This is a genomic window from Streptomyces sp. NPDC111520 (assembly GCF_055635295.1).
In genome coordinates this window covers 178,164-202,917 of record NZ_JBVKBW010000003.1, presented here as the reverse complement: position 1 = coordinate 202,917, position 24,754 = coordinate 178,164, and the positions used below count along the sequence as shown (strand labels likewise).

Here is a 24,754-nt window from a genome sequence, read left to right as displayed (position 1 = left end):
GCAGTCCGCCCAGACGGGCGGCGCAATGGTCTATCCACGCAGGGAGGCCAGTGATGCGACGTAGGGGGTCAGTTTGGCGGGGCTCACCACCCACATAATGCGTTCGATGCCTCGTTCTGAGGCATCGACGGTCATGAACGCCACCGCTTCACCACGGCGCGAGACAAGAGCAGCCGGCTTGCCGTTCGCCTCTACCCAGCGGATGGTCGTCCCGGGCCAGAAGCGCGGGGAGTAAGCGACAAGGGTCCTTGAGACGTCTGCGCGGCCGACGACCGGGATCCTCGATGCGCCGCGCGTGCCAGCCCCGTCGGCGTAACTCACGACGTCCGCGGCAAGGAGTTCCTCAAGGGCCGCCAGATCGCCGGTTTGCGCGGCCGTGACGAACGCCTCCAGCAGACGCCGGTGCGCGCCCGAACTGACCGGCTCCCTGCGTTCGGCCACCAGGCGCTTCCTGGCGCGACTCACCAGCTGGCGCGTATTGGCTTCGCTCGTCTGCAGGATGTCTGCGACCTGCTTGTACGGATAGTCGAAAGCCTCCCTCAGCACGTAGGCAGCCCGCTCCACGGGGTTCAGCTTCTCCAGCAGGAAGAGAACGGCCAGGTCGAGTGCCTCCGACCGCTCCGCTCCCAAGTGCGGATCGCCCCTGGTGTCGACCGGCTCCGGAAGCCAGGGCCCGACGTACGCCTCGCGCCGCATCCTGGCCGACGTGGCGCAGTTGATCGCGAGACGGCTGGTGATCGTGGCGAGGAACGCTGTCGCATCCAGGACCTCGGCACGGTCGACGGCCTGCCACCTCAGCCACACGTCCTGGACGATGTCCTCGGCTTCCGTGGCGCTGCCGAGCACGCGGTAGGCGATGCCGAAGAGCCGGGGACGAACCGCTATGAACTCGCTCACGGCCTCCTCGAGGGAGTCTGCGTCATCACCCGCACGCATGAGTTGCCTCCAATAGCGCATCACCACTGCCGGCCGTAGACCTGGTGGGGACGCGCCCTGAACGGTGCGGCCCCGCTTGCCGCAGGACCTGGGGCCTGACCGACCCTGAAACTCGGTGGCGAACGAACGTATCACACTGTCTGATTCGCAAAGGTGGACGTCGTGTTCGCGCGGGCTGGAGCAGGCGTTCTTGCAGGCCAGTGTACCCCTCGGCACAGCGCGGCCCTGTCCCGGGAGGCGGACTCGCCTCACGATGCGGCGCGTCCGTCACACTGTTGTCGGTGTCCTGTCTGCCGCGTCACATCATGCCCAGGAGAGACGTTCGCATACACACCTCCATGTAGGCTGCACTCATGTCTGCAGGGGTGGCCAACACCGGTACCGCGCTGGTCACGGGGGCCTCACGTGGCCTCGGGGGCGTCATCGCGCAACGCCTCGCGGCCGAAGGACACCGGGTCGCCGTCGTGTACCGGTCGGGGGCCGAAGCCGCTCAACGGATGGTGGCGCACATACGTGCCGCGGGCGGCTCCGCGGAGGCCTTCGCCGCGGACGTGACGTCCGAGGCCGCCGTCAGGAACCTCGTGTCGGATGTGACGGCTTCCCTCGGCCCGGTCGCCACGCTCGTCGTCAATGCAACCGGCCCGCAGCCGGACATAGATCCAGCGGCACTGACCTGGCAAGACCATCTCGACCAACTCGTGTTCTTCGTCAAGAGCCCCACGCTGCTGATGCAGGCGGTGCTGCCAGGCATGCGCGAGCGCGGTGGTGGCCGGATCATTCAGATCGGCTCCGATGTGCTGGAGCGTGCGGTGCCCGAGATGTCGGCCTACGTGGCCGCCAAGGCCGCCCAGCACAGCCTGACCAAGTCGTGGGCTCAGGCACTCGGCCCGTTCGGGATCACCGTGAACACCGTCGCCCCTGGCTGGATCCCGGTCGAACGGCACGCCGGAGCGGACCCCGAGTCCCTGGCCGTTTACGCGGCCGAGGTGCCATTGGGGCGCATGGGCCGCCCGGAAGACGTCGCCGCCGCAGTGGCCTTCCTTGCGTCACCGGACGCCGGCTTCATCACCGGCGAACGCATCAAAGTCAACGGCGGTATCGCGCTCAGTTGAGACGCACCCCTGTCGGTAGGGCGCAGGCGAGGTACGGCCCAGCGGCAGCAGGCAGGGCACCTCGTCCGCCCGCGAGCGGCCGGCAACCGGCCTTGAGGCTACGGCCCGGAGCACTCGCGCTCCACAAGCCACTGCTCGTGCTGACGGGAGTGATGGTGTCCTCTTCGCGCTCGGCGCTCGTCCCCGGAATGGCGAGAGGCGACGCCGGGGCCCCGAGCAGATGGAGAAGTGCGGGAACGGCCTGCACGTCTGTAATTCGGAGCGGAATATTCCTCTTCCGGCGGAGAGGCCCACGGATCCCAAGGCGCCGTGAACGATGCCGCGCACCGGAGCTGGGACCGAGGCCATCAAAGGGCCACCCCAACTCCAAGCCTCAGCATCCAACATGTCTCTGGTGCCACATGCACACGGGCGATCAAAAGCCGTCACGCAACAGTGACTTCCCTGGTCAGTAGGGCAGGCGGGATCGGAGCAGGCCCTGCAACGTCGCGCCATGTCCCCGCCGGCTCTCGTCACAGCATGCCAACCGGAAGGCCAGCGCATCGCGCCACCTGACGGCACCGGCGCCCGTAGGAACGGAGACAGAAGGACCATGCGAACCGAGACATCCCCTGCGGACGGTGCCCTGGAAGGAGCTGTGTCCGTCTTCGTGGAATTCCGGCCACGCCTCTTCGGGATCGCCTACCGCTTGCTGGGTAACGCGGCCGAAGCCGAGGACGTGGTCCAGGAGGTGTGGCTGCGCTGGCAGAAGACGGATCGCTCGGTCGTCCTCAACCCGGCGGCCTTTCTCTCCACCACCGCTACCCGGCTGGCGATCAACGTCGCCCAGTCCAGCCGAGTACGGCGCGAGATCTACATCGGCCCGTGGCTGCCCGAACCCATCGACACCGGCAGCGACCCCGCGGTGGGCGCCCAGCGAGCTGAGGCCCTGGACTTCGCCCTCCTGCTCATCCTGGAGAAACTCACCCCCACGGAGCGGGCTGCGTACGTACTGCGCGAGGCGTTCGACTACCCCTACGCCGACATAGCCGAGATGCTCCACCTGACCGCCGTCAACGTCCGCAAGATCGTCAGCCGCGCCCGGGCGCGCCTCGCCACCGAGCAGCGTGGGAGTGTCGATGCGGCCGAACACCAGCGCCTGCTGGACGCGTTCGTGGCGGCGGCGCGAAAGGGTGACATCGCCTCCCTGACGGCGCTCCTGGCCCCGAATGCCATCAGCCTGTCCGACGGCAACGGCATGCGCGGTGTTGCACGCGTGCCGGTGCTCGGGCGGGCCCGGGTGGCGAACCTGTCCATTGCGTACCCGCGATTCTGGCGCGACGCGGAGGTGCGATTCGTCCAGGCCAACGGACGGGGCGCGGTGCTTCTCCACCGGGACGGCTGCCCCTCGACGTTCCTGACCATCGCGGCTTGTGACAAAGGGATCCGCCGCGTCATGTGGGTGTTCAACCCCGTGAAGATCGCCGCTTACCTCGACTCCCGCTCGCGGTACACGGTCATGCCGCACACCTGACGACACCCCCGCCGCTGCGGCAGCCGGACGGCCTCGTCGGCGCCGCTGTCGGACAACGCGGCGCCAGCGTCCCTTGACGTCGGATCGGCGACAGGGAACGGCCTCTCGGACCACATCGCCCACCGTCATCGCGGTCTCCTCTATGCGGCACTGGGCTGCTGCGTACGCGGCGACGACCGAGTACCGGAAGATACAGGTATCTCCTGTTCGACCCAGACGACCTTGCCTTCCGGTAGCAGTCGAGATCCCCACCGGCGCGACAGCTGTGCAATGAGGAGGAGGCCACGGCCGTTCTCGTCCGTGGAGCGGGCGCGGCGCGGACGTGGGGCGCAGCTGTCGCTGTCGGACACTTCGCAGGTCAGGACTCCGTGTCGTTTCAGGCACACACGGACTGGACCGGTGCTGTGGCGCACGGCGTTGGTGACCAGTTCGCTGACGATCAGCCTGGTGGAATCACCGAGGCTGTCCAGGCCCCATGCGGTCAGCTGGCGGGCTGTCATGTGGCGGGCGCTTCGGGCAGCGGTCCGGTCGTTGGGCAGTGTCCAGTCGGCGACCTGCGTCGCGCTCAGGGACAGCGTCCTGACCAGGAGCAGCGTGGTGTCGTCGCAGGAGATCTGTCCGGAGACGGTGTCCGTGGCGCGCGTACACAGTTCTTCCAGGGGGAGGTCCGGTTCCGCGAGGAGGGTGCCGAGACGGTTCATGGCGTCCTCGATGTCGCCGTCGCGGGTCTCGATCAGGCCGTCGGTGTAGAGGGCGAGCAGGCTTCCTTCAGGCAGTTCCAGTTCCACGGTTTCGAAGGGATCGCCCAGGCCGACCCCCAGCGGGGCCCCAGGGGGAAGGTCCGGGAAGGTGACGTGGCCCTGCGGGTCGACGACGACGGGGGGCAGATGCCCGGCACGGGCCATGGTGCACAGGCGGGTGGCGGGATCGTAGACGGCGTACAGGCAGGTGGCACCCACCGCCCCATGGACCGATCCCATGTCGTCGCCGTCCGCCTCGGCCACGCGCTGGACAGTGTTGTCGAGGTGGGCCAGCACTTCGTCGGGGGGCAGATCCAGGTCGGCCAGCGTGCGCACCGCGGTGCGGAGTGTGCCCATGGTCGCGGCGGCGTGCAGGCCGTGCCCCACCACGTCACCTACAACCAGGGCCACGCGCGCGCCCGACAACGGGATCACGTCGAACCAGTCACCACCGACCCCGTGGTCCATGTCCGCCGGCAGATAGCGCGACGCCGTCTCAACTGCCGTGCCGCCGGTCAACCGGCGCGGCAACAGGTGGCGTTGCAACGTGAGGGCGGCGGTCTGCTCACGTGCGTACTGACGCGCGTTGTCCAGCGACGGCGCCGCTCGGTTGACGAGCGCTTCAGCCAGTAGCAGATCGGTCTCCTGGAACGGTTCCGGATTGTCGGTACGGACGAACAGCACCACGCCCAGCAGCGCGCCCCGCACACGGACGGGCACGATCATCAGCGAGTGCATACCCGTCTCACGGAACCGCCGGGCCAGTGCCGGGCGACCGTCGACCCAGGGCCCGTCGAGGTGCTGTTCCAGGTGAGGCTCCCCGGTACGCAGAACGACCGCGAGCGGCGACGCGGACGACACGGGGACCGGCTCGCCGTGCGCCAACGGGGACTCCGGGACCCCAAGGTGAATCGACGCCTGCCCGGCCCGACGCAGTACGGGAACGCCATGGTCCGACGCGCCGAGGTGAGCTGCCGGCCCCTGACCGAACGGGACGGACTGATCCAGGTCGACAGCGACGTAGTCGGCGAGCAGTGGCACCGCGAGGTCGGCCAGGCTCTGGCTGGTCTGCATCACGTCCAGGCTTTCGTGCAATCGTGCACCGGCCTCGGAAATGGCGGCGATGTCCTCGCGTATCCGTCGGCTCTCGGTGACATCCGCGCTGATCACGCACACCCCCACCGTTTCGCCGTCCACGCCCTGGAGGCAGTGGTAGGCGCCGGCGAACGGGCACTCCCGGCCCGGGGCGGTGGGCAGCCACGCCCGGTATTCGTGCACCTTGGTGGCGCCGCCTTGGAGGACCTGCTGCATCAACGCCTCGATGGCTTCGGCCGTAGCGCCGGGCGCTGATTCTTTGAGGCGTCGACCCAGGCGCCGGTCGGCGGGGATGCCGTCGTGCTGTTCCATCACGTCGTTGGTGAACACGCAACGCAGGTCGGGATCCCGAATGACGACGCCGATCGACGCGCGTGCGAGGAGACCACGCGCCAATCCGCTCAGCACGTCCCCGGACAACACCCCCGCATCGGTCAGTGAGGCCAGCCAGCGTGTGGTCCCGTCCTGGCCGGCCAGCGCGGTGATCCGCAGACTGACGTCGAGCAGGTTGCCGTCGCGGCAGCGCACTGCCGACGCCCCCGGCCAGCCGTTCTCCGCGAGGAGGCGCTCCATGAACGCGCGGGTGCCGGCTGCTGCCTCGAAGGACGGCACCACCAGGGCGACGGAACGGCCCACGATGTCCCCGGGACCGTACCCGACCAGCCGTTCGGCGGCCTGCGTCCATCCGACAACCGTGCCCGACTCGTCCAGCAGGGCGAGCGCGGTGTCGGATACGCCGAGCCCATCGAATTCATTACCGAGAGTCACGTTTCGCAGGCCGTCCGTCATCATCGAGATGTCACCCTTCAGAGCCGAGGAGGGAAAGGTCTGTTTTCAACCCTTTTGGTTGAATGTCAAACCGGCACCGCGTTTCGTGACGGACTTCTGCGAATAACCCGGAGAGTCATCGCTTCACTACGCTCGGCATCGGGCGGCCGGTCCGCGGCGAACGGGTTCTGACTCAGCGCGTGGTCGCCGTTCCCGTGAGTGACAACCATCGGTCTCGTTGCCGCGGAAAGGTCCACCGGCACGAGCACCACGCGCCACCTGGGTTGCCTATCACTCGCGAGCGAGAAGACCCCCACTCGCCTCGGCGCGCGCCTCACTGTGCCCGCCAATAGCATGGTGATCGCGAGTTGGAGGCCACTCATGCGCACGCGCGAAAAAGCAGACTCCCTCGAGCAGGCGACGAGGGATTTCGTGGCAGCGCGCCCCCGGCTCTTCGGCATCGCCTACCGCGTGCTCGGCAGTGCAACGGAAGCCGAGGACATCGTCCAGGAGGCATGGCTGCGATGGCAGGCCATCGACCATGCCGACGTCCACGAACCGGCGGCATTTCTCACTACGATCACCACACGCCTGTCGATCAACCATGCCAAGTCGGCCCGGATGCGGCGCGAGACCTACATCGGCCCCTGGCTCCCGGAGCCGATCGACACCAGCGCGGATCCGCAACTGGGGGCGGAACGGGCAGAGGTGCTCGACATGGCGGTTCTCTTCCTCCTGGAGAAGCTGAACCCAGTGGAACGGGCCGCCTACGTGCTGAGGGAAGCCTTCGCCTACCCGTACCGGAAGATCGCGGAAATCCTGGAGACGAACGAAGCCCATACGCGCCAGCTGGTGAGCCGCGCCCGGAAGCGTCTGACGGCGGAGCGCAGAGAGCCCGCCAGCCCCACCGCTCACCAGCGGCTGCTGAAGGCGTTCGTCGCGGCGGCACAAACCGGCGATCTGGCGGGGCTCGAGGAGCTACTCGCCGCCGACGTGGTCAGCTACGCCGACGGTGCAGGGGTACGCGGGGCGTCCAGGATCCCGATCGTGGGGCGACCGCACGTCTCGAAGACCCTTGTCGCGTACTCCCCGCGGTTCTGGCCGGACAGGGACATCCGCTGGGTCGAGGCCAACGGAAGGCCTGCTGCCCTGGTGACCTCTCGTGGTGCCGCGGTAGCTCTTGTGACGGCCGATGTGTCGGCGCGCGGTATCGAACGCATCATGTGGGTGGTCAGCCCTGCCAAGTTGGCTCACTACGTGGCAACTCTGGTCAGTTGAGCCGGCCAGGAGGCCGGTCTCGGTTGCCCGTACACGGCCGGTGGAGGGCGCATCGCGGTCGTGGCGCCGTCGAGGAATCTGCACGGGCACCCGATCGACCAGGCCACGGGCGGGCGGCCCGCGGAGGGGGCGTCACAGATGCCGCCGGAGCTCTGTCTTCCCAGGTACCTGAAAGTTCAATGAAGGATCTCCCTCACAGGGAGACGATCACGAGGAAGGACAGTCATGCTCGCTCGCCTGTTCGCGCCCAAGGTCAAGGTCAGCGCTCACTGCGACCTGCCCTGCGGTGTCTACGACCCGGCCCAGGCCCGCATCGAGGCGCGGTCCGTCAAAGCGGTCCAGGAGAAGTACCAGGCCAACGAGGACCCGCACTTCCGGGCCCGCGCCATCGTCATCAAGGAACAGCGCGCGGAGCTCGTCAAGCACCACCTGTCGGTGCTGTGGAGCGACTACTTCAAGGCCCCGCACTTCGAGAAGTACCCGCAGCTGCACCAGCTCTTCAACGACGCGCTGAAGGCGGGCAGCGCCGCCAAGGCCTCGACCGACCCGGCGACCGGCCAGAAGCTGCTCGACCTGATCGACCAGATCGACGCCATCTTCCAGGAGACGAAGAAGGCCTGACCTGCCGTCGGCGAGCCACGCCCGGCTCGGGCGCCCCCCGAAGAGCGCGCCCGGGCCGGGCACGGTCGTCTGAACCGAGCGCGGCCCCGGCCGGGGCCACCCCAGGGTCGCGGCGAACGATGCGGGCGTCGTCGTACAGGCCGCCGTCGCCGTGCAACGCCGAGGAGCTTCACGGGCGGGCAACTCCGGCTGATCGCCTTCCGCTCACACACTTTTCAGGCAAGAGCCACGGACAGATGTCACACGGTTGGATGGCCACCGGTCTTCACCAGGAACACGTTGTCCGGGGCCGGGCGCGGGAGGCAGGTCCTGTTCGGCCCAGACGATCTTGCCGTCGGCCGCGGAGCGGGAGCCCCAGCGGCGCGAGAGCTGGGTGACCAGGAACAGGCCGCGGCCGTTCTCGTCCGTGGTCGCCGCGCTGCGGATCCGCGGGGCGCAGACCTCGCTGTCGGACACCTCGCAGGTGAGGACCTGGTGCCGTTTCAGGCGCAGACCGATCGGTCCCGACGCGTGGCGGACGGCGTTGGTCACCAGTTCGCTGACGATCAGCTTCGTGGCGTCGGCGAGTTCCTCCAGGCCCCATGCGCTCAGCTGACGGCTCACCAGCTGCCGTGCGCGGCGCGAGGCGCCCTCGTCGCCGGGCAGTGTCCAGGAGGCGGACCGGCTGGTGCCGAGCGAGCGGGTCCTGACCAGGAGCAGGGTGACGTCGTCGCACGAGGCCTGGCCCATGAAGGGTTCCGTGGCGCGGTCGCAGAGTTCCTCCAGCGCGCGGTCCGGGTCGGCGAGCGCGGCAGCGAGGCACCTCATCCCGTCCTCGATGTCGTGCTCCCGGGACTCGACCAGGCCGTCGGTGTACAGCGCCACGAGGCTGCCCTCGGGGAGCTCGAACTCCACGGCCTCGAAGGGGTCGCCGAGGCCGACGCCGAGCGGGGCCCCGGTGGGGAGGTCGGGGAAGCTCACCCCGCCCTCGGGGTCGATGACCGCGGGCGGTGGATGCCCGGCCCTGGCCATGGCGCACAGGCGGGTGGCCGGGTCGTAGACGGCGTACAGGCACGTGGCCACCATCACCGCCGCCGTTCCCATCACGGTGTCGGTGTCCTCCTCGGCCAGCCGCTGCAGCGTGTCGTCGAGGCGGGCCAGCAGTTCGGCGGGCGGCAGTTCCATGTCGGCGAGGGTGCGCACGGCGGCGCGCAGCGTGCCCATGGTCGCCGCGGCGTGCAGCCCGTGGCCGACGACGTCGCCGACGACGAGCGCGACCCGGGCGCCGGACAGCGGGATGACGTCGAACCAGTCGCCGCCGACGCCGTGGTCCATGTCGGCCGGCAGGTAGCGCGAGGCGGCCTCGACCGCGGTGCCGCCCCTCAACCGGCGCGGCAGCAGGTTGCGCTGCAGGGTGAGGGCCGCGGTCTGTTCGCGGGTGAACCGGCGGGCGTTGTCCAGCGCTCGTGCGGCGCGCGCGACGAGTTCCTCGGCCAGCAGCAGGTCGGCCTCCTGGAAGGGGGTGGGGTCCTCCGTGCGCACGAAGAGCACCACGCCCAGCAGGGCACGCTGCGCGCGGATCGGGACGACCATCAGCGAGTGCACCCCGTGCGTCCGGATCCGCTCCCCGAGGGTCGGCACCTGGTCGATCCACACCCCCGGCGCGCTGTCCAGGACCGGTTCGAGATGCGACCTGCCCGTCCGCAGGACGGTGGAGAAGGGCGAGGCCGGCGGGACGGTGACCGGATTGCCGCGCAAGCACGGCGATTCCGGGGCCTCTTCGTGGATCGAGGCCACCCCGGCACGGCGCAGAGCGAGGCCGCGCTCGCCGACCGGACCGACGTGGACCGGCCAGCCGTCGCCGGAGGGAGAGGGCCGGCCGAGGTCGACCGCGACGAAGTCGGCCAGCAACGGCACGGCGAGGTCGGCCAGTTCCTGGCTGGTCTCCATCACGTCCAGGCTTGCGCCCAGACGCGCGCCGGCCTCTCCGACGACGGCGAGGCGCTCGCGCGCCAGCCGGCTCTCGACGACGTCGGCACTGATGACGCACACCCCGAGCGACTCGCCGTCCGCGCCCTGCAGGCACTGGAACGACACCGCGAACGGATGCTCGAGGCCCTTGCTCACCGGCAGCCACGTCCGGTACTCGTGCACCTTGGTGGTGCCGCTCCGCAGCACCTGCCGGCTCATCGCCTCGAGGGCTTCGGCCTTGGGACCGGGGAGCACCTCGGTGAGCCGGCGGCCGAGCCGTTCCACGCAGGGGATGCCGTCGTGCTCCTGCATCGCGTCGTTGACGAGGACGCACCGCAGCTGCGGGTCGCGCACCGTGACGCCGATGGGCTCGCGGGACAGCAGCGGTCCGCGCACCACGCCGCTCATCGTGTCCCCGGACAGCGTGCCGGTGTCGGCCAACGAGAGGAGCCAGCACGTCGCCCCGCCGAGGCCGCGGAGCATCGTGATCCGCAGGCACACGTCGATCACCCGGCCGTCCTGGTGGCGGACCGCCGTGGTGCCCGGCCAGCCGTTGAGGGCCCGGCAGTGCTGGACGAAGGCCGAGGTGGGCAGGCCCTCCTCGAACAGCGGCAGCACCAGAGCGGCCGACCTGCCCACCACGTCCCGGGCCGGGTGGCCGACCAGGCGTTCCGCGGCCTGCGTCCATCCGGCGACGGTTCCCCGCTCGTCGAGCACGGCGATCGCCGTGTCGGGTATGTCGAGCCTGTTCGACTGCTTACCGAGCGTCTTGGTCCCCTTGCTCTTCGTAGTCATCGAACTGTCGCCTTCGCCTGGGGGGTGGGTGGTGCGGAGTGGCCGGGACGTGATCCGCCCCGTTCACCGTGTAGACCGGGCCGGGGTCCGTTCTGTGACAAAACGGGCACCTGTGTCGTTCGGCGGCCGGTCAGGGGTGGCGTGGGGCTTCGCCGTGCCGTGACGTGCCCGGTTCCCCTCCGGCGGTGCGCGGCACACGCCGCCGTGGCCCGGGTAGGGTGCACCCCCGTGGAGCGGATCTTGGTGGTGGGTGTCACGGGCGCGGGCAAGTCCACGCTCGCACGCGCGTTGAGCGGTCGCCTGGGCCTGCCCTACCACGAGATGGACGCCCTGTACTTCGACGGACCCGGCTGGGCGGTGAACGCCGCGTTCTCCGAGGACGTGGCGCGGCTCGCCGCCGGGCGGCGCTGGGTCGTCGACTCCCTCGGCTATCCGGAGGTCCGCGACCTGCTGTGGGGGAGGGCGGACACGGTGGTGTGGCTGGACTACCCCCGGCGCGTCGTGATGCCCCGCGTCCTGCGGCGGTCCGTGCGGCGGACCGTCACGCGCGAGCCGCTCTTCGGCGGGAACCGGGAGTCCTGGACGGGGTGGCTCAGCCGGGAGCATCCGGCCTGGTGGGCCTGGTCGCAACACGCGGGCCGTCGCCTAGAGATCGAACGGCGCACGGGCGACCGCCGCTTCGCGCCGCTCGACACCCACCGCTTCGGCCGCCCCGGGGAGACCGCGGCCTGGCTGGCCTCCCTCTGACCCCGGTCGCCTTCGCACCCGCCGGACGTCGCCGGGCACCCCGGTCGACCTGCCGACGGGACCCGGCACCCGCCGCGGCGGGTGATCTTCGGTCAGACGGCCTCGTCGGGCAAGATCTCCCGGACCTCCTGCGCGCAGCGGCACGCGGCGGCGATTCTGGCGGCCCACTCCAGCGCGTCCTCACGTGAGGGCACGTCGATGACCGAGAACCCGCCGAGGACGGCCTTGGTCTCCGGGTACGGGCCGTCCGTTACGGTCCCGTCGGTGGCCACGACGCTCGCCCGCTGGCTCTGCAGCCCGCCGCCGAAGACCCACACGCCGGCGTCCTGAGCCGCGCGCACCACCTCGTGGGAGGCCTTGGCCACATCGGGCAGGTCCTCCTCGGGGAAGGTCATCGCGCCGTCATCGAACGAGATCAGGTATCGCGTCATCCGTGGCTCCCTCGGCTGGTGGCCTCCATCGGCGCCCCTCACCCTACGGCGGACGGTCCCCTCCCGGCCCTAGCTGCGGGGATCGCGATCGCCGCAGGTCAGAGGAGAGATCGAAGGTAACGGCGCGATTACTTTATTGAACGATCCACAATCATGCTACGCTTCCCACATGGGACAGAACGGGGAACTCGACGCCGACCGCGCGGTCGGCCGGGCGGCGCACCTGTTCTGCCACACCCTCGGGCGGTCCCCCGCCCTCCGGGTGGAGGACCTCGTGGAGATCCTCGACCGCGCGACCGAGATCCGGCCCGCGGTGCGGCACGTCCTCGCCGTCGCGGTCGAGGCCGATCAGGCGATCCCCTCGCGGGGTTCCCTCGAGCGCGCCGCCGAGGCGGCGCGCCGGGTCGAGTCGTCGCTCGCCCGGGCCCTGCAACGGGCCAAGGCCCGGGGCGAGTTGTCGCCGGGCAAGGACCCGGTCGAGCTCGCCCGCTTCCTGGCCACGTTCGTCCAGGGGCTGCGGGTGGTGGGCGGCGCCCGGCTCGGGCGGTCCTTCGTCGAGGACGCCCTCGCCGTGGCGATGCGCGCCCTGGACCGGCCGTAGGCGGACTCCGGCACGGACCGTGCGTGCATGGTCTCCGTCCGTCGTAATTCTGTATCAATCAATCCAGTAAGGAACGTCATGGAACTGCACCTCAAGGACAAGGTCGCCGTCGTCACCGGGGCGAGCAAGGGCATCGGCCTCGCGGTCGTCGAGGCGATGGCCCGTGAAGGCGTCCGCGTCGTCGCCGGCAGCCGTACCTCCACGCCCGAACTCGACGCGCTGGCCGGCGCCTACGACGTGACCGTCGTGCCCGTCGACCTCGGGACCCCCGAGGGGGCCGACACGCTGGTCCGCCGTGCCGTGGAGCGCCACGGCCGGATCGACATCCTCGTCAACAACGTGGGCGCCGCCGAACCCCGCAGCGGGTTCCTCGACGTCGCCGACGCCGACTGGCAGCGGATCTTCGACCTGACCTTCTTCAGCGCCGTCCGCGCCAGCCGCGCCGCACTCCCTTACCTGGTCGGGGCCGAGGGCGCGGCGATCGTCAACATCGGCTCCGTCAACGCCCGTACGCCCTTCCCCATGGTCGTGGACTACTCGGCGGCCAAGGCCGCGCTGAACAACCTCGGCAAGTCGCTGTCCGAGGAGTTCGGGCCGAAGGGCGTGCGGGTCAACACGATCTCTCCCGGCCCGGTCCGCACCCCGTTCTGGACGGCCCCGGGCGCCTTCGCGGACGCCACCGCGGCCGCCGCCGGCACCACGGCCCAGGAGGCGCTGGACGTCGTGGTGCCCCAGAGCATGGGCATCACCTCGGGCCGCATCACCGAGCCGGAGGAGGTCGCCGGCCTCACCCTCTTCCTGGCCTCCCCGGTGGCGGCCAACATCACCGGCGCCGAGGTGCTCATCGACGGCGGCCAGATCAAGACCCTCTGACCGCGGACACCCGATCGACCCGAGAGACCCCTGTCCAGCGAATGGAGACACGCATGACCGCCGACCAACCGATCACACCGGAGCCCCTCCTCCAACTGGGCCTCGGATTCATGGCGTCGAAGACCCTGCTGAGCGCGGTGGAGCTGGAGGTCTTCACCGTCCTGGCGCGGGGCGGCCGGGACCGTGCGTCCCTCGCCGCCGAAGTGGGCCTGCACCCCAGGTCCTCGGAGGACTTCCTCGACGCCCTGGTGTCGCTGGGCCTGCTGGACCGCGACGACGCGGGCGTCTACCGCAACAGCCCCGCCGCCGAGGTGTTCCTGGACCGGGCCAAGCCCTCCTACGTCGGCGGGATCCTGGAGATGGCCAACACCCGCCTCTTCGGCTTCTGGGACAACCTCACCGAGGCCCTGCGCAGCGGCGTCCAGCAGAACGAGGTCACGCACTCCGGAGCCCCCTTCTTCGCCACGCTGAGCCAGGACCCCGTGGCGTGGCGCAACTTCCTGGGCGGCATGAACGGTGTCAGCACCCCCCTCGCAGGGGCGCTGGCCGCCGACTTCGACTGGACCGGCCGCCGGCACGTGACCGACCTCGGCGGCGCGCTGGGGGCCGTGCCGGACGCGGTGCTCCGCGCCCACCCGGCGATGACCGGCACCGTCTTCGAACTTCCCCCGGTACGGCCCGTGTTCGAGGAGTCCACCGCCGCGCACGGCCTCTCCGGGCGGCTCTCCTTCCACGGGGGCGACTTCTTCTCCGACCCCCTCCCGCCGTCCGACGTCTACGTCATGGGCCAGATCCTCCACGACTGGAACCTCGAACAGCGCCGGTTCCTGCTCCGCAAGGCCTACGACGCCCTGCCCGAGGGCGGCACCCTGATCGTGTACGACGCCATGATCGACGACGACCGCCGCCACAACACCTACGGTCTGCTGGTCTCGTTGAACATGCTCATCGACACCGAAGGCGGCTCCGAGTACACGGTCGCGGACGCGACCCGGTGGCTGCGGGAGGCCGGCTTCGCCACGACGGAGGCCCGCCCCCTCATCGGCGGTTACACGGCCGTCTACGCCACCAAGTGACGGCCACGCCGCGGTCGGTCCACCGGCCCGCCCGGTGGCGCTGACCGTACGGCGGCGCCGGAGCCCGCACCGCGTCACCCCTCGGGAGGTCCGGACTCCGCCGCCAGGGCGATCCGGCGGGCGCGCACGTGGTCGCGGAAGGTGGAGTACGAGGCGCCGGTGAAGTCCTCCTCCGTGCGCAGGCGTTCGATGATGCGGCTGATGGTGTGGCGGGCGTTGGGCGGGGCGTCGAGGTCCTGCCGAAGCATGCGGTCGATGGCGTCCCTGACGGGTTCCAGCAGCAGGGTCCGCGGGGGGTGCCGGCGTACGGGGGAGGGTAGCGACAGCGCTTCCGCGACGATCGCCAGGGAGACCCGGTGACGCATCGCGAGCTGCTGCAGAGGGGTGTCCGGCCGGAGTCGGCGGTCCTTGCGGATCCGGTCGAGGATCCAGTCTCGTTCTCTGTACACCGGCGTCTCCATGGTGCGGTGCTCGGTGGTGCGTGCGACTGGTTGCGTTGCCCCGCGGCCCCCGCCGAACCCATCGGCGGGGGTTGCGTCACCCTCGTGGTTCAGCTGAGTGCGGTGAGGGTGAGGGTGGCGGTTGGTGGTGTAGGTGCCGGGGTCCGTGGTGGTGGGCAGAGAGAGGTCGAGGGCGGCGGCGCCCGAGGCCCGGATCGCGTCGTGGTAGAGCCGGCCGCCACTGATGTCCAGTGACGCGGCGACCCGACTGCGGTTCCCGCGCTCGCCCGGCCGCTCTCGGCGTGGAAGAGGCCCACGTCGAGAGAGTAGGTCAGGGCGGGACCCGGCCGGTCACGGACGGCGGATCCCGCGCCGGGAACGGTCGGTTGACGCGGTCGCCGCGGCCCCGGACACCTCGCGCCCCCGTTCCGCCCAGGAGAGCGGAACGGGGACAAGCGCGGCCACTTGCCGGAGGCGCCGGCAGCAGCGGAGTCCACCGCTGTCGGTGATCAGGGGGAGGATTCGGTCGAGCTCCCGGAGACACGCGCGCGGGATGCGCGAACGCTCGCGGTCGAGATCGCCGCCGTTGCCCAGCCAGGTGGAAGCGCACCCTGCGACGGTCGCGTCGAGCAGCACCATGTCGACGCCCGTCGGCTCGGCACCTCGCAGCCCCTGGCGGAAGGGGGCACGCCGATGTTCCTGCCACAGCCGGTTCACCGTGCGCCGGTGCTCGCGCGTTCCGTTCACCCGGCCCGTGCTCCCGCGGTGGGCGCCCGCGTGCCGGTGAATCCCATGACGAGCGGAGGCGGAAAACAGAAAGGGCAAGGAGACCTCTCCTTGCCACTCTCAACTTATAGCGCACTGGGGGGCTTGCCGCAAGGCCCCGGTCACCAAGCAGAATCGTCGTCCGACCGGGCCGCCCGACCCGTCAGAGGGACGGCCACCCGGGACGGGGACGGACTCGGCAAGAGGCAGACAGAGTGGGAGGCGCCGGTGCTTCGATCGCCCACCGCGGTGCGACGGAGCGCGGCCGCCTCGGAGGTATCGCGAATGACTGAGCAGTACGTGCTGGATCTCCGGGACGTCGACCGGACGCAGACCGCGCTCGTCGGCGGCAAGGGGGCGCACCTGGGCGGGCTGTCGCGGATCGAGGGCGTCCGCGTGCCGGGCGGCTTCTGCGTGACGACGGACGCCTTCCGCCGGATCATGGCGCAGGCGCCGTCGATCGACGACCGACTCGATCAACTGGCGCGCGTGGACCCGGACGACCGGGAGGCGATCGCCACCCTCAGCGCGCGGATCCGCCGGGCCGTCGAGGGCGTCGCCGTCCCGGAAGACGTCGCGGCGCAGGTCGTCGGCGCGCTCGCGGAGCTGGGGGAGGGCGCTGCCTGTGCCGTCCGGTCCAGCGCGACGGCGGAGGACCTGCCGACCGCCTCGTTCGCCGGCCAGCAGGACACGTACCTGAACGTCATGGGGCCGACGGCGGTCCTCCGGCACATCAGCCGGTGCTGGGCCTCGCTGTTCACCGAGCGGGCCGTCACCTACCGCCGGCGCAACGGCATCGACGACCGCACGGTCCACATGGCCGTCGTCGTTCAGCGCATGGTCCTCCCGCACGCGTCCGGGATCCTGTTCACGGCCGACCCGGTCACCGGCAACCGGAGGGTCGCCACCGTGGACGCCGGCTTCGGCCTCGGCGAGGCCCTGGTCTCCGGCCTGGTGAACCCCGACGTGTTCACGGTGCGGGACGGCGAGGTCGTCACCAGGACGATCGCCGCCAAGGAGCGTGCGGTGCACGCCCTGCCGGCCGGCGGCACGCGGGAAGTGGAGGTCGACGCGCGGCGGCAGGAGCAGCCGGCGCTGACGGACGCGCAGGCCGTTCGTCTCGTCGCGCTGGGGCGGCGGATCGAGGCGCACTTCGGCCGCCCGCAGGACATCGAATGGTGCCTGGACGACGACGGCTTCGCGATCGTGCAGAGCCGGCCGATCACGACGCTCTTCCCCGTCCCCGAGAGCGGCGACCAGGAGAACCACGTCTACGTCTCCGTCGGCCACCAGCAGATGATGACCGACCCCATGAAGCCGCTGGGCTACTCCATGTGGCAGCTGACGGCCATGGCGCCGATGCACGAGGCCGGTGGGCGGCTGTTCGTCGACGCCACCCGGCGCCTGGCCTCCCCCGCGAGCCGCGCCGCCCTCCTGGACGTCATGGGGAAGGGCGACCCGCTGGTCAGGGACGCGTTGGAGACCGTCCTCGACCGCGACGACTTCGTCCCCCTGCTCCCGGACCCCGAGCCGGCCCCGGCCCCCGGCGGGCCGCCCGTCGGCGGCCGGCCCGACCCGATCGCGAACGACCCGGCGGTCGTCACGGGGCTGATCGAGCGCAGCCGGGCGTCCGTCGCCGCCCTGGAGCGCGACATCCGGGCGAAGACCGGGCCGGCGCTGTTCGACTTCCTGCTGGAGGCCTTCGAGGAGCACAAGCGCGCCCTCGGTGACCCGCTGAGCATGCAGGCGATCATGGCGGGGATGGAGGCCACCTGGTGGCTCAACGACACGCTGGGTGAGTGGCTGGGCGAGAAGAACGCGGCCGACACGCTCACGCTGTCCGCCCCCGACAACATCACGTCGGAGATGGGCCTGGCGCTGCTCGACGTCGCCGACGTGATCCGCCCGCACACGGAGGTGGTGGCGTTCCTCCAGGGCGCCCTGGACGAGGGTTTCCTCGACGAACTGCCCACGTTCCCCGGCGGGGCCGAGGCGCGCGACGCCATCGAGGACTACCTCGACCGGTACGGCATGCGCTGCGTCGGCGAGATCGACATCACGCGGCCGCGCTGGCGTGAACGCCCCACCGCGCTCGTGCCCGCGATCCTCGACAACGTCCGGAACTTCGCGCCGGGCGCGGCCGGGCGGCGCTTCGAGGAGGGGCGGCGGAAGGCGGAGGAGAAGGAACGGGACGTGCTGTCGCGCCTGCGGGCCCTGCCGGACGGGGAGCGGAAGGCCGACGAGGCGGCGTGGATGATCGACCGGGTCCGCACCTTCATCGGGTACCGGGAGTACCCGAAGTACGGCATCGTCAGCCGCTACTTCGTCTACAAGCAGGCCCTGATGGGTGAGGCCGGGCGCCTCGTGCGGGAGGGTGTGCTGGCCGACGCGGAGGACGTCTTCCACCTCACGTTCCAGGAGTTCCACGAGGTCGTGCGCTCCCGGAAGGTGGACGGCGGGCTCGTCCGGCAGCGCAAGGAGGAGTTCCGCTCGTACCACGCGCTCACACCGCCCCGGGTGCTCACCTCGGACGGCGAGGCCCTCACCGGGGCGTACCGGCGCGACGACGTGCCGGCCGGCGCCCTGACCGGTCTGCCGGTGTCCGCCGGGACGGTCGAGGGGCGGGCCCGCGTCGTCCTCGACATCGGGGAGGCCGATCTCGAAGCCGGCGACATCCTGGTCACCACCTTCACGGACCCGAGTTGGTCGCCGCTGTTCGTCGGCATCGCGGGCCTGGTGACGGAGGTGGGCGGCCTGATGACCCATGGCGCGGTGATCGCCCGGGAGTACGGCCTGCCGGCCGTCGTGGGCGTGGAACGGGCCACCCGGCTGATCCGCGACGGGCAGCGGATCCGTGTGCACGGGACCGACGGGTACGTCGAGATCCTGTCCTGACCGGCGGCAGCCGCTGCCGCGGCGGGCCCGGCGATGGTCAGCGGTCCAGGTAGCGCCGCAGCAGCCGCCCGGCCACCGCACTCGTGCGGGGCCGGGCGGGGATGCCCAGGGCGGGGGCGGCCGTGCCCATCAGCGCCTCGGCGAGCAGCGGTCCGATCGCGGAGAACGGTCCCGGCAGCCGTTCCCTGAAGACCCGGCGGGAGGCCGCCCACAGGGCCAGGCCCTCCGGTGACCGGCCGAAGTGGCGTTCCTCGTAGGCGTCTTGGGCGGCGGCGAACTCGCCGTACGTGGCGGGGAGGGGCCCGATGCCCATCCGCCGGCCGAGCAGCGTGCAGAAGGCGTGCGCGGACTCCTCCTCGGCCGCCGTGGGGCGGCGCGGCCCGTGGGCGGCCATGAACCGCAGGGGGTGGACGCAGAACAGCCCGAGCACGTAGACGAAGGTGTCGTCGCCGACGGGCAGTCCCGCGTGGACGCGGCGCAGGTGCTCCAGGACACGGAGCGAGGCCGGGCTGTCGGGGCCCTCGTCGAGCACCTGGAAGAGCGCGGCCCCGGTGGCCTTCGCGCGCAGCAGTGGATCGCCGGTGATCCGGCCGGTGGACATCAGCACGCGCGCGACGGACGGCACGGCGAAGCAGCGGCAGAAGGCCAGGTTGAGGCCGAGCTTCCAGGCCCGCGGGTACGCACGGGTCAGGGCCCGGTACGCGCTCCAGGGCGTACCGGCGGACCCGGGGGTACCGGGGAGCGCCCGGGTGCCGTGCGGGCCGGGATCCGTCATCTCCTCGGGTACGCCCTCCGTGGCGGTGACGACGTCCATGGAGGACGCCGAGCGGTGGTACGGCGCAGACCCTACTCCGCCCCGGCCGCCCCGCCCCACGGTGCGGGTGCCGTGCGAACGGGTCCCCGCCGCCGTGGAGGGGCGGTGGGGACCCGCGGTGGGCGACGGGACCTCGAAGGTCAGCGGGTGGGTCCGCCGGCCGGGAGAGGACCCGTTGCGTGTGCGGTGCCCCCCGAGCCGTCGGCTGCGGGGGTCACCGTCACCATCGCCGGCTCAGTAGCCGCCTCCGCCGCCACCGCCGTCGTCCCCGCCGTCGTCTCCGCCGTCATCCCCGCCGTCGTCTCCGTCGTCGGCGACCACGGAGACCGTGCTCTGCGGGTGGTCGGCGGCGGCGACGGCGCTCGTCGCCGTGCCTGCCGTTCCGGCCAGAGCGGCGGCAGCGGCCACGGCCGCGATCAGTGTCCTGCGACTCATGATGCGTGTCCTTCCGTGCATGATCGGTACCTGTCACGGAACCCGGTGCCGGACCGGCGCCTGGGTACTGGAGAGACCTTCGACGGCGACCGGAACGAGACGGCACAGCGGCCCTCGGTCTGCCGGGGCCTGCGAGCTCCCGTGGGCGGCCCCGGCCGAGACCCGATTGCGCGGCAGCGGCCGGCGACCACATCCCCGTCCCGGGGCCGTTCTGCACCTGCGAAACGAGGCCTGTCTCCAGAGTGCGCCCATGTCGGCCGACTTTCATCCCGACCACGCGCCCGCGGCCCGGCCGGCGGGCGCAGGGGCCAACGGCGGCCGCGGTACGGGCGCGCACCCGGCCGCCGGCGTCAAGTCGCCCGCGTACGGGGGAGATGGTTGCCTCCGGCGCCCGACTCGGCGCGCGGCGGCGCTCCCTGCGGTGACCGGCCGGCCGCACCCGTCAACGGCCGCGCAGGGAGTTGAGCCGCGCGGCCTGGCGGGTCAGGTGGTCGCGCTCGGCGAGGTTGGGCGCCTTCCGTGCCGCCTCGGCGTACAGCCGCGCCGCCGTCGTCAGGTCCCCGTCACGCTCGTGCAGGTACGCCGCCACCGCGGTGTACCGGGGCAGCGAGTCGTCCAGGGCCGCCAGCGCCGCCAGGCCCGCGCGCGGCCCGTCGGCCTCGCCGACGGCGACCGCGCGGTTGAGGCGGACGACCGGGCTGTCGGTCAGGCCCGCCAGTTCGTCGTACCACTCGACGATCTGCACCCAGTCGGTCTCCTCGGCGGTGGGCGCGTCGGCGTGCAGCGCCGCGACGGCGGCCTGGGCCTGGAACTCGCCCAGCCGGTCGCGAGCGAGCGCGGCCTGCAGGATCTCGACGCCCTCGGCGATCGCCGCCGTGTCCCACCGGCGGCGGTCCTGTTCGGCGAGCGGCACCAGGCTCCCGTCGGCCGCCGTCCGGGCGGCGCGCCGGGCGTGGTGCAGCAGCATGAGCGCGAGCAGCCCCGCCACCTCGGGGTGGTCGATCGCGGCGGCGAGTTGACGGGTGAGGCGGATGGCCTCGGCGGCGAGGTCGACGTCGCCGGAGTAGCCCTCGTTGAAGACCAGGTAGAGGACGCGTAGCACGGTCGCCACGTCGCCCGGCTGGTCGAACCGTACGCCGGAGACGGTGCGTTTGGCCCGGCTGATGCGCTGCGCCATGGTCGCTTCGGGAACCAGGTAGGCCCGGGCGATCTGCCGGGTCGTCAGCCCACCCACGGCGCGCAGCGTGAGCGCGACCGCGGACGAGGGCGTCAGCGACGGGTGGGCGCACAGGAAGTACAACTGGAGCGTGTCGTCCGCCGAGGGCGCGGGCCCGGCGGCCGGTTCCCGGTCGAGGACGTCCTCACGCCGACGCCGTGCGGTGTCGGAGCGCGTCGCGTCCAGGAACCGCCGCCAGGCCACGGTGACCAGCCAGCCCTTCGGGTCCCGCGGGGGGTCCTGCGGCCAGACCCGGACCGCCTCGACCAGGGCGTCCTGCACGGCGTCCTCGGCCGCCGCGAAGTCGGCACCGCGGCGGACGAGGACGGCGAGGACACCGGGCGTGAGGCCGCGGAGCCGGGCCTCGTCGATGGGGGCGCTCATCCGGCGGCGGTGGGCGGGGTGGTGAGGAAGGGGCGGACCTCGAGCCACTCGTGGATGGGGCGGCCGCCGGCGCCGGGGGCGGCGGAGAGCTCCCCGGCGAGTTCGACGGCGCGCTCGTAGCTGTCGACGTCGATGATCATCCAGCCGGCGACGAGGTCCTTGGTCTCGGCGAAGGGGCCGTCGGTGACGGGCGGGCGGCCCTCGCCGTCGTAGCGGACCCAGGCGCCCTCGGGGGCGAGGGCCCGTTCGCCGACGAACTCGCCGGTCTTCTCCAGGCGGGCGGCGAAGTCCCGCATGTACTGGATGTGATCGGAGACCTCCTGGGGCGTCCACCGGTCCATGGGCACGTCGTTCACCGCGGCCGGTGCGCCGCGGTAGTGCTTGAGCAGGAGGTACTTGGCCATCGTGGGGCTCCTCGGTGCCGGTGCGACCCATTGTGGCCGCCCTCGCCCCGGGGACGGAGCCGGCCGCGGGTTCTCGACGTCCCCGCCCGGGATTCCTCCGCGGCCGGGATTCCTCCGCGGCCGGGCCGACGGGGCGAGCCGCGACGGTGCCGGCCTCAGATGAGTTCGAGGCCGCCGTCGACGGTGATCACCTGGCCGGTGGCCTGGCGCCCGGCGGGCTCGGCCATGCGCAGGATCCAGTGGGCGATGTCGGCGACGTCCGCGATGCGGTGGGTCGGGATGCGGTCCCGCTCGTAGGCGTACATGTCGTTGACCGCCTCGGGGGTGAGGCCGGCGGCGAGCATGACGTCGGTCTTGGTGGGGCCGGGGGCGACGGCGTTGACGCGGATGCCTTCCGCGGCGAGCTCGAGGGCCCAGCTGCGGGTCATCTGCTCGATCGCGGCCTTGGTGGCCGAGTAGTGGGACCCGCCGGCCATGGGACGGTGTCCATACGTGCTGGACACGTTGACGATGCTGCCGGAGGACGTGCGCAGGTGCGGCAGGGCCTCGTGGGCGAGCATGCTCGGGACCACCACGTTGAGGTCGAAGAGGTCGGCGATCACCTTCCTGTCCGCCTCGGCCAGAGGCATGACGGCCGTGCCGCCGGCGTTGTTCACCAGCAGGTCGAGCCGTCCCCAGCGCTCGACGGCGGTGCCGACGACCTGGGCGGGGGCGCCGTCGTCGACCAGGTTCACGGACAGGACCTCGATGTTCGGGTGCGCCCGGGCCGTCTCGTCGAGGGCGTCCTGCCGGCGGCCGACGCCGAGTACGTGCGCCCCGGCCTTCGCCAGGGCGAGCGCGGTCGCGCGGCCGATGCCGGACCCCGCTCCCGTGACGATCGCGACGCGGCCGGAGAAGGGCTGGTTCGAAGGGCTGGTCATGGTTGCTCTCCATATCGATCGATGTTCGACGAACTACGAACATAACATGTGTGGACGCTGTGACCCGGGTGGTGAGACATGGCACACCTACCGGCGCGGCGGGGTGAGGGACGGGGATCGCGGGCGGCGCGGCGGGTGAGGTCGCGCCGGGGGGCGCACCCGGCCACCGCCGTCGTCCGCGCCGGGCCGTCCCCGGGGACCGCGGCCCGTCAGCGGAACAGTCTGCCGAACCTGCGGATTTCCTCCGCGAAGATCTTCGGCTGTTCGAAGGCGGCGAAGTGGCCGCCCCTGCTCGCCTTGTTCCAGTAGACGAGATGGGAGAACGCCTTCTCGGCCCAGGCACGAGGCGGCGTGTAGAACTCCTTGGGAAACAGTGTGACGCCCATGGGAACGTCGATCTTGACGGCGTTCATGGTGATGTCCGAGTTCTCCCAGTAGAAGCGTGCGGCGGACTCCGCCGTATTCGTCAGCCAGTACAGGGTGATGTCGTCCAGCATCTCGTCCAGCGTCAGAACCGACTCCGGATTCCGGTCGCTGTCGGTCCAGACGCCGAATTTCTCGTAGATCCAGGCGGCCTGGCCGACGGGGGAATCGGCCAGCGCATAGGACACGGTCTGGGGCCTGGTCATCATCTCGAGCTGATACCCGATCTCGCTCTTCTGCTGGGCGTCCAGCTGGCCCATCGCCACCCGCTCCTCGGGGGTCAGGTGGTTCATGTCGAGATCGGGAGGGACGATCTGGGGGAAGTTGAGGTGGATCCCCAGGAGACCCTTGGGGCGCAGCACCCCCAGCTGCACGTTGACCGCCGCACCCCAGTCCCCTCCCTGGGAGAGGTAGTGGTCGTACCCGAGGCGGGGCATGATCTTGGCCCAGGCCTTCGCCGTCCGTACGCGGCCCCAGCCGAGTGCGTCCGGCTGATCGGAGAAGCCGAACCCCGGCAGGGACGGGGTGACCACGTGGAAGGCATCGCGCGCGGAGCCGCCGAACTCCGTCGGGTGCGTCAGGCGCCGGATCACCTTCCGGAACTCCAGGACCGACCCGGGCCACCCGTGCGTGAGCATGATGGGCATCGCGTCGCGATGGGGCGACCTCGCGTGCAGCAGATGGATGCCGACGCCGTCGATCACGGTCCGGTACTGGCCGAAGCCGTTGAGGAGCGCCTCCACCCTGCGCCAGTCGTAGTGCCGCTGCCAGTGGTCCACGAGTCGCTTGACCCGCCACATCGGGGCGCCCTGCGACCAGTCGTCCACGAGCTCCTGGGCCGGCCACCGAGTTGTCTCGAGCCGTCGCCGAAGGTCGCGCAGCATGCGCTCGGGCACGTGCAGTCTCATGGGCACGACCGCCCCGTGACCTGCCGTGGGCGTGGAGAGGCCCTCGGCAGGGGCGCCCGTTCCCGTGACGGACCCGGCCGCCTCGGCGACCCCGGACGTCAGCGCCGCCGCAGCGGTCCCCGCGCCCAGTGCGCCCATGGCGTACAGCAGCCGCCGCCGGCTGAGGTCGTTCGTCTGGCTCGTCATGCGTTGCTCACTCCGATCGTTGGATTCCGGTGTGCCGTGACGCGTGGTCCGGCGACGCGTGGTCCGGAGACGCGAACCGTGCGGTGTCCGGTCCCCGGCGCCTCCAAGGCCGCTGGGTGGCGTGGTTTCACCTGGGGCGGCCGCGAATTCCCGCACACGGGGACCGTCTGTTCTCGAGGAACGGCTCCGGGCCGGGGGCCGCCGGAATGCGGCCACGGCGACCCGCTTGTTCGTAAGCCGTCGAACTTCGCTTGCGACCGTACATCGCTCCCGCGCGCTGCGTGGATTCCCCGAAGGTGGCATGAGTCACGGCCGATGCCCCACTTATTGGTAACACCGTGTGTTCCAGGTGATGAGAGCGTCGTCACGTTTGCTGCGGAGGTGCGCGACAAATGGGCCGTGTTACGTTGTTCGCCGTACGTCGAACA

21 protein-coding genes are annotated in these 24,754 nt (G+C 71.2%); 9 read left to right on the top strand and 12 right to left on the bottom strand.

What is annotated here, in order from left to right:
* Positions 1–30 precede the first annotated feature (30 nt).
* The gene (locus ACZ7MY_RS08300; RefSeq protein ID WP_499600470.1) at positions 31–936 is read right to left on the bottom strand and encodes an RNA polymerase sigma-70 factor; all 906 of its coding nucleotides are present in this window, start codon (positions 934–936) and stop codon (positions 31–33) included.
* A gap of 353 nt (positions 937–1,289) precedes the next feature.
* Between ACZ7MY_RS08300 and ACZ7MY_RS08295 the strand changes: the two genes are divergently transcribed.
* Both ACZ7MY_RS08295 and ACZ7MY_RS08290 read left to right on the top strand, forming a co-directional pair.
* Complete coding sequence (locus ACZ7MY_RS08295; protein WP_499600469.1) at positions 1,290–2,048, top strand: SDR family NAD(P)-dependent oxidoreductase; 759 nt, start codon at positions 1,290–1,292, stop codon at positions 2,046–2,048.
* A gap of 592 nt (positions 2,049–2,640) precedes the next feature.
* The gene (locus ACZ7MY_RS08290) at positions 2,641–3,561 is read left to right on the top strand and encodes a sigma-70 family RNA polymerase sigma factor (RefSeq protein WP_499600468.1); all 921 of its coding nucleotides are present in this window, start codon (positions 2,641–2,643) and stop codon (positions 3,559–3,561) included.
* A gap of 140 nt (positions 3,562–3,701) precedes the next feature.
* Here ACZ7MY_RS08290 and ACZ7MY_RS08285 read toward each other — a convergent pair whose 3' ends face one another.
* Positions 3,702–6,188 carry a SpoIIE family protein phosphatase gene (locus tag ACZ7MY_RS08285; protein WP_499600467.1) on the bottom strand — a complete coding sequence of 829 codons (2,487 nt, stop codon included), beginning with the start codon at positions 6,186–6,188 and terminating at the stop codon, positions 3,702–3,704.
* 357 nt (positions 6,189–6,545) lie between these two features.
* On the opposite strand from ACZ7MY_RS08285, the gene ACZ7MY_RS08280 reads away from it, so the two are divergent.
* Positions 6,546–7,442, top strand: coding sequence for an RNA polymerase sigma-70 factor (locus ACZ7MY_RS08280; protein WP_499600466.1), 897 nt, complete (start codon positions 6,546–6,548; stop codon positions 7,440–7,442).
* Between the two features lie 225 nt (positions 7,443–7,667).
* Positions 7,668–8,063, top strand: coding sequence for a superoxide dismutase, Ni (sodN, locus tag ACZ7MY_RS08275; protein ID WP_499600465.1), 396 nt, complete (start codon positions 7,668–7,670; stop codon positions 8,061–8,063).
* Positions 8,064–8,267: 204 nt separating this feature from the next.
* On the opposite strand, the gene ACZ7MY_RS08270 is transcribed toward sodN, so the two are convergent.
* Entirely contained in the window at positions 8,268–10,808 is a 2,541-nt protein-coding gene (locus ACZ7MY_RS08270) for a SpoIIE family protein phosphatase (RefSeq protein WP_499600464.1), read from the bottom strand.
* A gap of 228 nt (positions 10,809–11,036) precedes the next feature.
* Here ACZ7MY_RS08270 and ACZ7MY_RS08265 point away from each other — a divergent pair, with 228 nt between their 5' ends.
* Complete coding sequence (locus ACZ7MY_RS08265; RefSeq protein WP_499600462.1) at positions 11,037–11,555, top strand: P-loop NTPase family protein; 519 nt, start codon at positions 11,037–11,039, stop codon at positions 11,553–11,555.
* Between the two features lie 92 nt (positions 11,556–11,647).
* Here ACZ7MY_RS08265 and ACZ7MY_RS08260 read toward each other — a convergent pair whose 3' ends face one another.
* On the bottom strand, positions 11,648–11,986 hold the full coding sequence (locus ACZ7MY_RS08260) for a YciI family protein (RefSeq protein WP_499600461.1): 339 nt from the start codon (positions 11,984–11,986) through the stop codon (positions 11,648–11,650).
* A 169-nt stretch (positions 11,987–12,155) separates the two neighbouring features.
* Between ACZ7MY_RS08260 and ACZ7MY_RS08255 the strand changes: the two genes are divergently transcribed.
* The 3 genes from ACZ7MY_RS08255 (at position 12,156) to ACZ7MY_RS08245 (ending at position 14,536) form a co-directional block, all read left to right on the top strand.
* Positions 12,156–12,587: a TetR family transcriptional regulator C-terminal domain-containing protein gene (locus tag ACZ7MY_RS08255; RefSeq protein ID WP_499600460.1), complete on the top strand. Its 432-nt coding sequence runs from the start codon at positions 12,156–12,158 to the stop codon at positions 12,585–12,587.
* A 78-nt stretch (positions 12,588–12,665) separates the two neighbouring features.
* Positions 12,666–13,460 carry an SDR family NAD(P)-dependent oxidoreductase gene (locus ACZ7MY_RS08250; protein WP_499600459.1) on the top strand — a complete coding sequence of 265 codons (795 nt, stop codon included), beginning with the start codon at positions 12,666–12,668 and terminating at the stop codon, positions 13,458–13,460.
* 53 nt (positions 13,461–13,513) lie between these two features.
* The gene (locus ACZ7MY_RS08245; RefSeq protein ID WP_499600458.1) at positions 13,514–14,536 is read left to right on the top strand and encodes a methyltransferase; all 1,023 of its coding nucleotides are present in this window, start codon (positions 13,514–13,516) and stop codon (positions 14,534–14,536) included.
* A 74-nt stretch (positions 14,537–14,610) separates the two neighbouring features.
* On the opposite strand, the gene ACZ7MY_RS08240 is transcribed toward ACZ7MY_RS08245, so the two are convergent.
* Both ACZ7MY_RS08240 and ACZ7MY_RS08235 read right to left on the bottom strand, forming a co-directional pair.
* Positions 14,611–14,985, bottom strand: coding sequence for a hypothetical protein (locus ACZ7MY_RS08240; protein ID WP_499600457.1), 375 nt, complete (start codon positions 14,983–14,985; stop codon positions 14,611–14,613).
* Between the two features lie 342 nt (positions 14,986–15,327).
* A complete protein-coding gene (locus ACZ7MY_RS08235; RefSeq protein WP_499600456.1) occupies positions 15,328–15,723 on the bottom strand; it encodes a hypothetical protein in 396 nt (131 codons plus the stop codon).
* 303 nt (positions 15,724–16,026) lie between these two features.
* Here ACZ7MY_RS08235 and rph point away from each other — a divergent pair, with 303 nt between their 5' ends.
* Positions 16,027–18,636: a rifamycin-inactivating phosphotransferase gene (gene rph, locus ACZ7MY_RS08230; protein ID WP_499600455.1), complete on the top strand. Its 2,610-nt coding sequence runs from the start codon at positions 16,027–16,029 to the stop codon at positions 18,634–18,636.
* A gap of 37 nt (positions 18,637–18,673) precedes the next feature.
* Here rph and ACZ7MY_RS08225 read toward each other — a convergent pair whose 3' ends face one another.
* The 6 genes from ACZ7MY_RS08225 to ACZ7MY_RS08200 all read right to left on the bottom strand — a co-directional run bounded on the left by ACZ7MY_RS08225 (position 18,674) and on the right by ACZ7MY_RS08200 (position 24,326).
* Entirely contained in the window at positions 18,674–19,450 is a 777-nt protein-coding gene (locus tag ACZ7MY_RS08225) for an oxygenase MpaB family protein (protein ID WP_499600454.1), read from the bottom strand.
* Between the two features lie 234 nt (positions 19,451–19,684).
* Positions 19,685–19,885, bottom strand: coding sequence for a hypothetical protein (locus tag ACZ7MY_RS08220; protein ID WP_499600453.1), 201 nt, complete (start codon positions 19,883–19,885; stop codon positions 19,685–19,687).
* Between the two features lie 442 nt (positions 19,886–20,327).
* Positions 20,328–21,473, bottom strand: a complete 1,146-nt coding sequence (locus tag ACZ7MY_RS08215; RefSeq protein WP_499600928.1) for an RNA polymerase sigma factor — start codon at positions 21,471–21,473, stop codon at positions 20,328–20,330.
* Positions 21,474–21,481: 8 nt separating this feature from the next.
* Positions 21,482–21,889: a YciI family protein gene (locus tag ACZ7MY_RS08210; protein WP_499600452.1), complete on the bottom strand. Its 408-nt coding sequence runs from the start codon at positions 21,887–21,889 to the stop codon at positions 21,482–21,484.
* Positions 21,890–22,044: 155 nt separating this feature from the next.
* The gene (locus ACZ7MY_RS08205; protein ID WP_499600451.1) at positions 22,045–22,809 is read right to left on the bottom strand and encodes an SDR family NAD(P)-dependent oxidoreductase; all 765 of its coding nucleotides are present in this window, start codon (positions 22,807–22,809) and stop codon (positions 22,045–22,047) included.
* Between the two features lie 209 nt (positions 22,810–23,018).
* Positions 23,019–24,326 carry an epoxide hydrolase family protein gene (locus ACZ7MY_RS08200; RefSeq protein ID WP_499600450.1) on the bottom strand — a complete coding sequence of 436 codons (1,308 nt, stop codon included), beginning with the start codon at positions 24,324–24,326 and terminating at the stop codon, positions 23,019–23,021.
* Positions 24,327–24,754: the final 428 nt, after the last annotated feature.

What these genes read in the sequence shown, in the direction of transcription:
- ACZ7MY_RS08280 (WP_499600466.1), top strand. Translation starts at nt 6,546, where the DNA reads ATGCGCACGCGCGAAAAAGCAGACTCCCTCGAGCAGGCGACGAGGGAT.
- ACZ7MY_RS08220 (WP_499600453.1), bottom strand. Translation starts at nt 19,885, where the DNA reads ATGAGTCGCAGGACACTGATCGCGGCCGTGGCCGCTGCCGCCGCTCTG.
- ACZ7MY_RS08200 (WP_499600450.1), bottom strand. Translation starts at nt 24,326, where the DNA reads ATGACGAGCCAGACGAACGACCTCAGCCGGCGGCGGCTGCTGTACGCC.
- rph (WP_499600455.1), top strand. Translation starts at nt 16,027, where the DNA reads ATGACTGAGCAGTACGTGCTGGATCTCCGGGACGTCGACCGGACGCAG.
- ACZ7MY_RS08250 (WP_499600459.1), top strand. Translation starts at nt 12,666, where the DNA reads ATGGAACTGCACCTCAAGGACAAGGTCGCCGTCGTCACCGGGGCGAGC.
- ACZ7MY_RS08245 (WP_499600458.1), top strand. Translation starts at nt 13,514, where the DNA reads ATGACCGCCGACCAACCGATCACACCGGAGCCCCTCCTCCAACTGGGC.
- ACZ7MY_RS08295 (WP_499600469.1), top strand. Translation starts at nt 1,290, where the DNA reads ATGTCTGCAGGGGTGGCCAACACCGGTACCGCGCTGGTCACGGGGGCC.
- ACZ7MY_RS08285 (WP_499600467.1), bottom strand. Translation starts at nt 6,188, where the DNA reads ATGATGACGGACGGCCTGCGAAACGTGACTCTCGGTAATGAATTCGAT.
- ACZ7MY_RS08290 (WP_499600468.1), top strand. Translation starts at nt 2,641, where the DNA reads ATGCGAACCGAGACATCCCCTGCGGACGGTGCCCTGGAAGGAGCTGTG.
- ACZ7MY_RS08270 (WP_499600464.1), bottom strand. Translation starts at nt 10,808, where the DNA reads ATGACTACGAAGAGCAAGGGGACCAAGACGCTCGGTAAGCAGTCGAAC.
- ACZ7MY_RS08225 (WP_499600454.1), bottom strand. Translation starts at nt 19,450, where the DNA reads ATGGACGTCGTCACCGCCACGGAGGGCGTACCCGAGGAGATGACGGAT.
- ACZ7MY_RS08255 (WP_499600460.1), top strand. Translation starts at nt 12,156, where the DNA reads ATGGGACAGAACGGGGAACTCGACGCCGACCGCGCGGTCGGCCGGGCG.
- ACZ7MY_RS08210 (WP_499600452.1), bottom strand. Translation starts at nt 21,889, where the DNA reads ATGGCCAAGTACCTCCTGCTCAAGCACTACCGCGGCGCACCGGCCGCG.
- ACZ7MY_RS08260 (WP_499600461.1), bottom strand. Translation starts at nt 11,986, where the DNA reads ATGACGCGATACCTGATCTCGTTCGATGACGGCGCGATGACCTTCCCC.
- ACZ7MY_RS08205 (WP_499600451.1), bottom strand. Translation starts at nt 22,809, where the DNA reads ATGACCAGCCCTTCGAACCAGCCCTTCTCCGGCCGCGTCGCGATCGTC.
- sodN (WP_499600465.1), top strand. Translation starts at nt 7,668, where the DNA reads ATGCTCGCTCGCCTGTTCGCGCCCAAGGTCAAGGTCAGCGCTCACTGC.
- ACZ7MY_RS08300 (WP_499600470.1), bottom strand. Translation starts at nt 936, where the DNA reads ATGCGTGCGGGTGATGACGCAGACTCCCTCGAGGAGGCCGTGAGCGAG.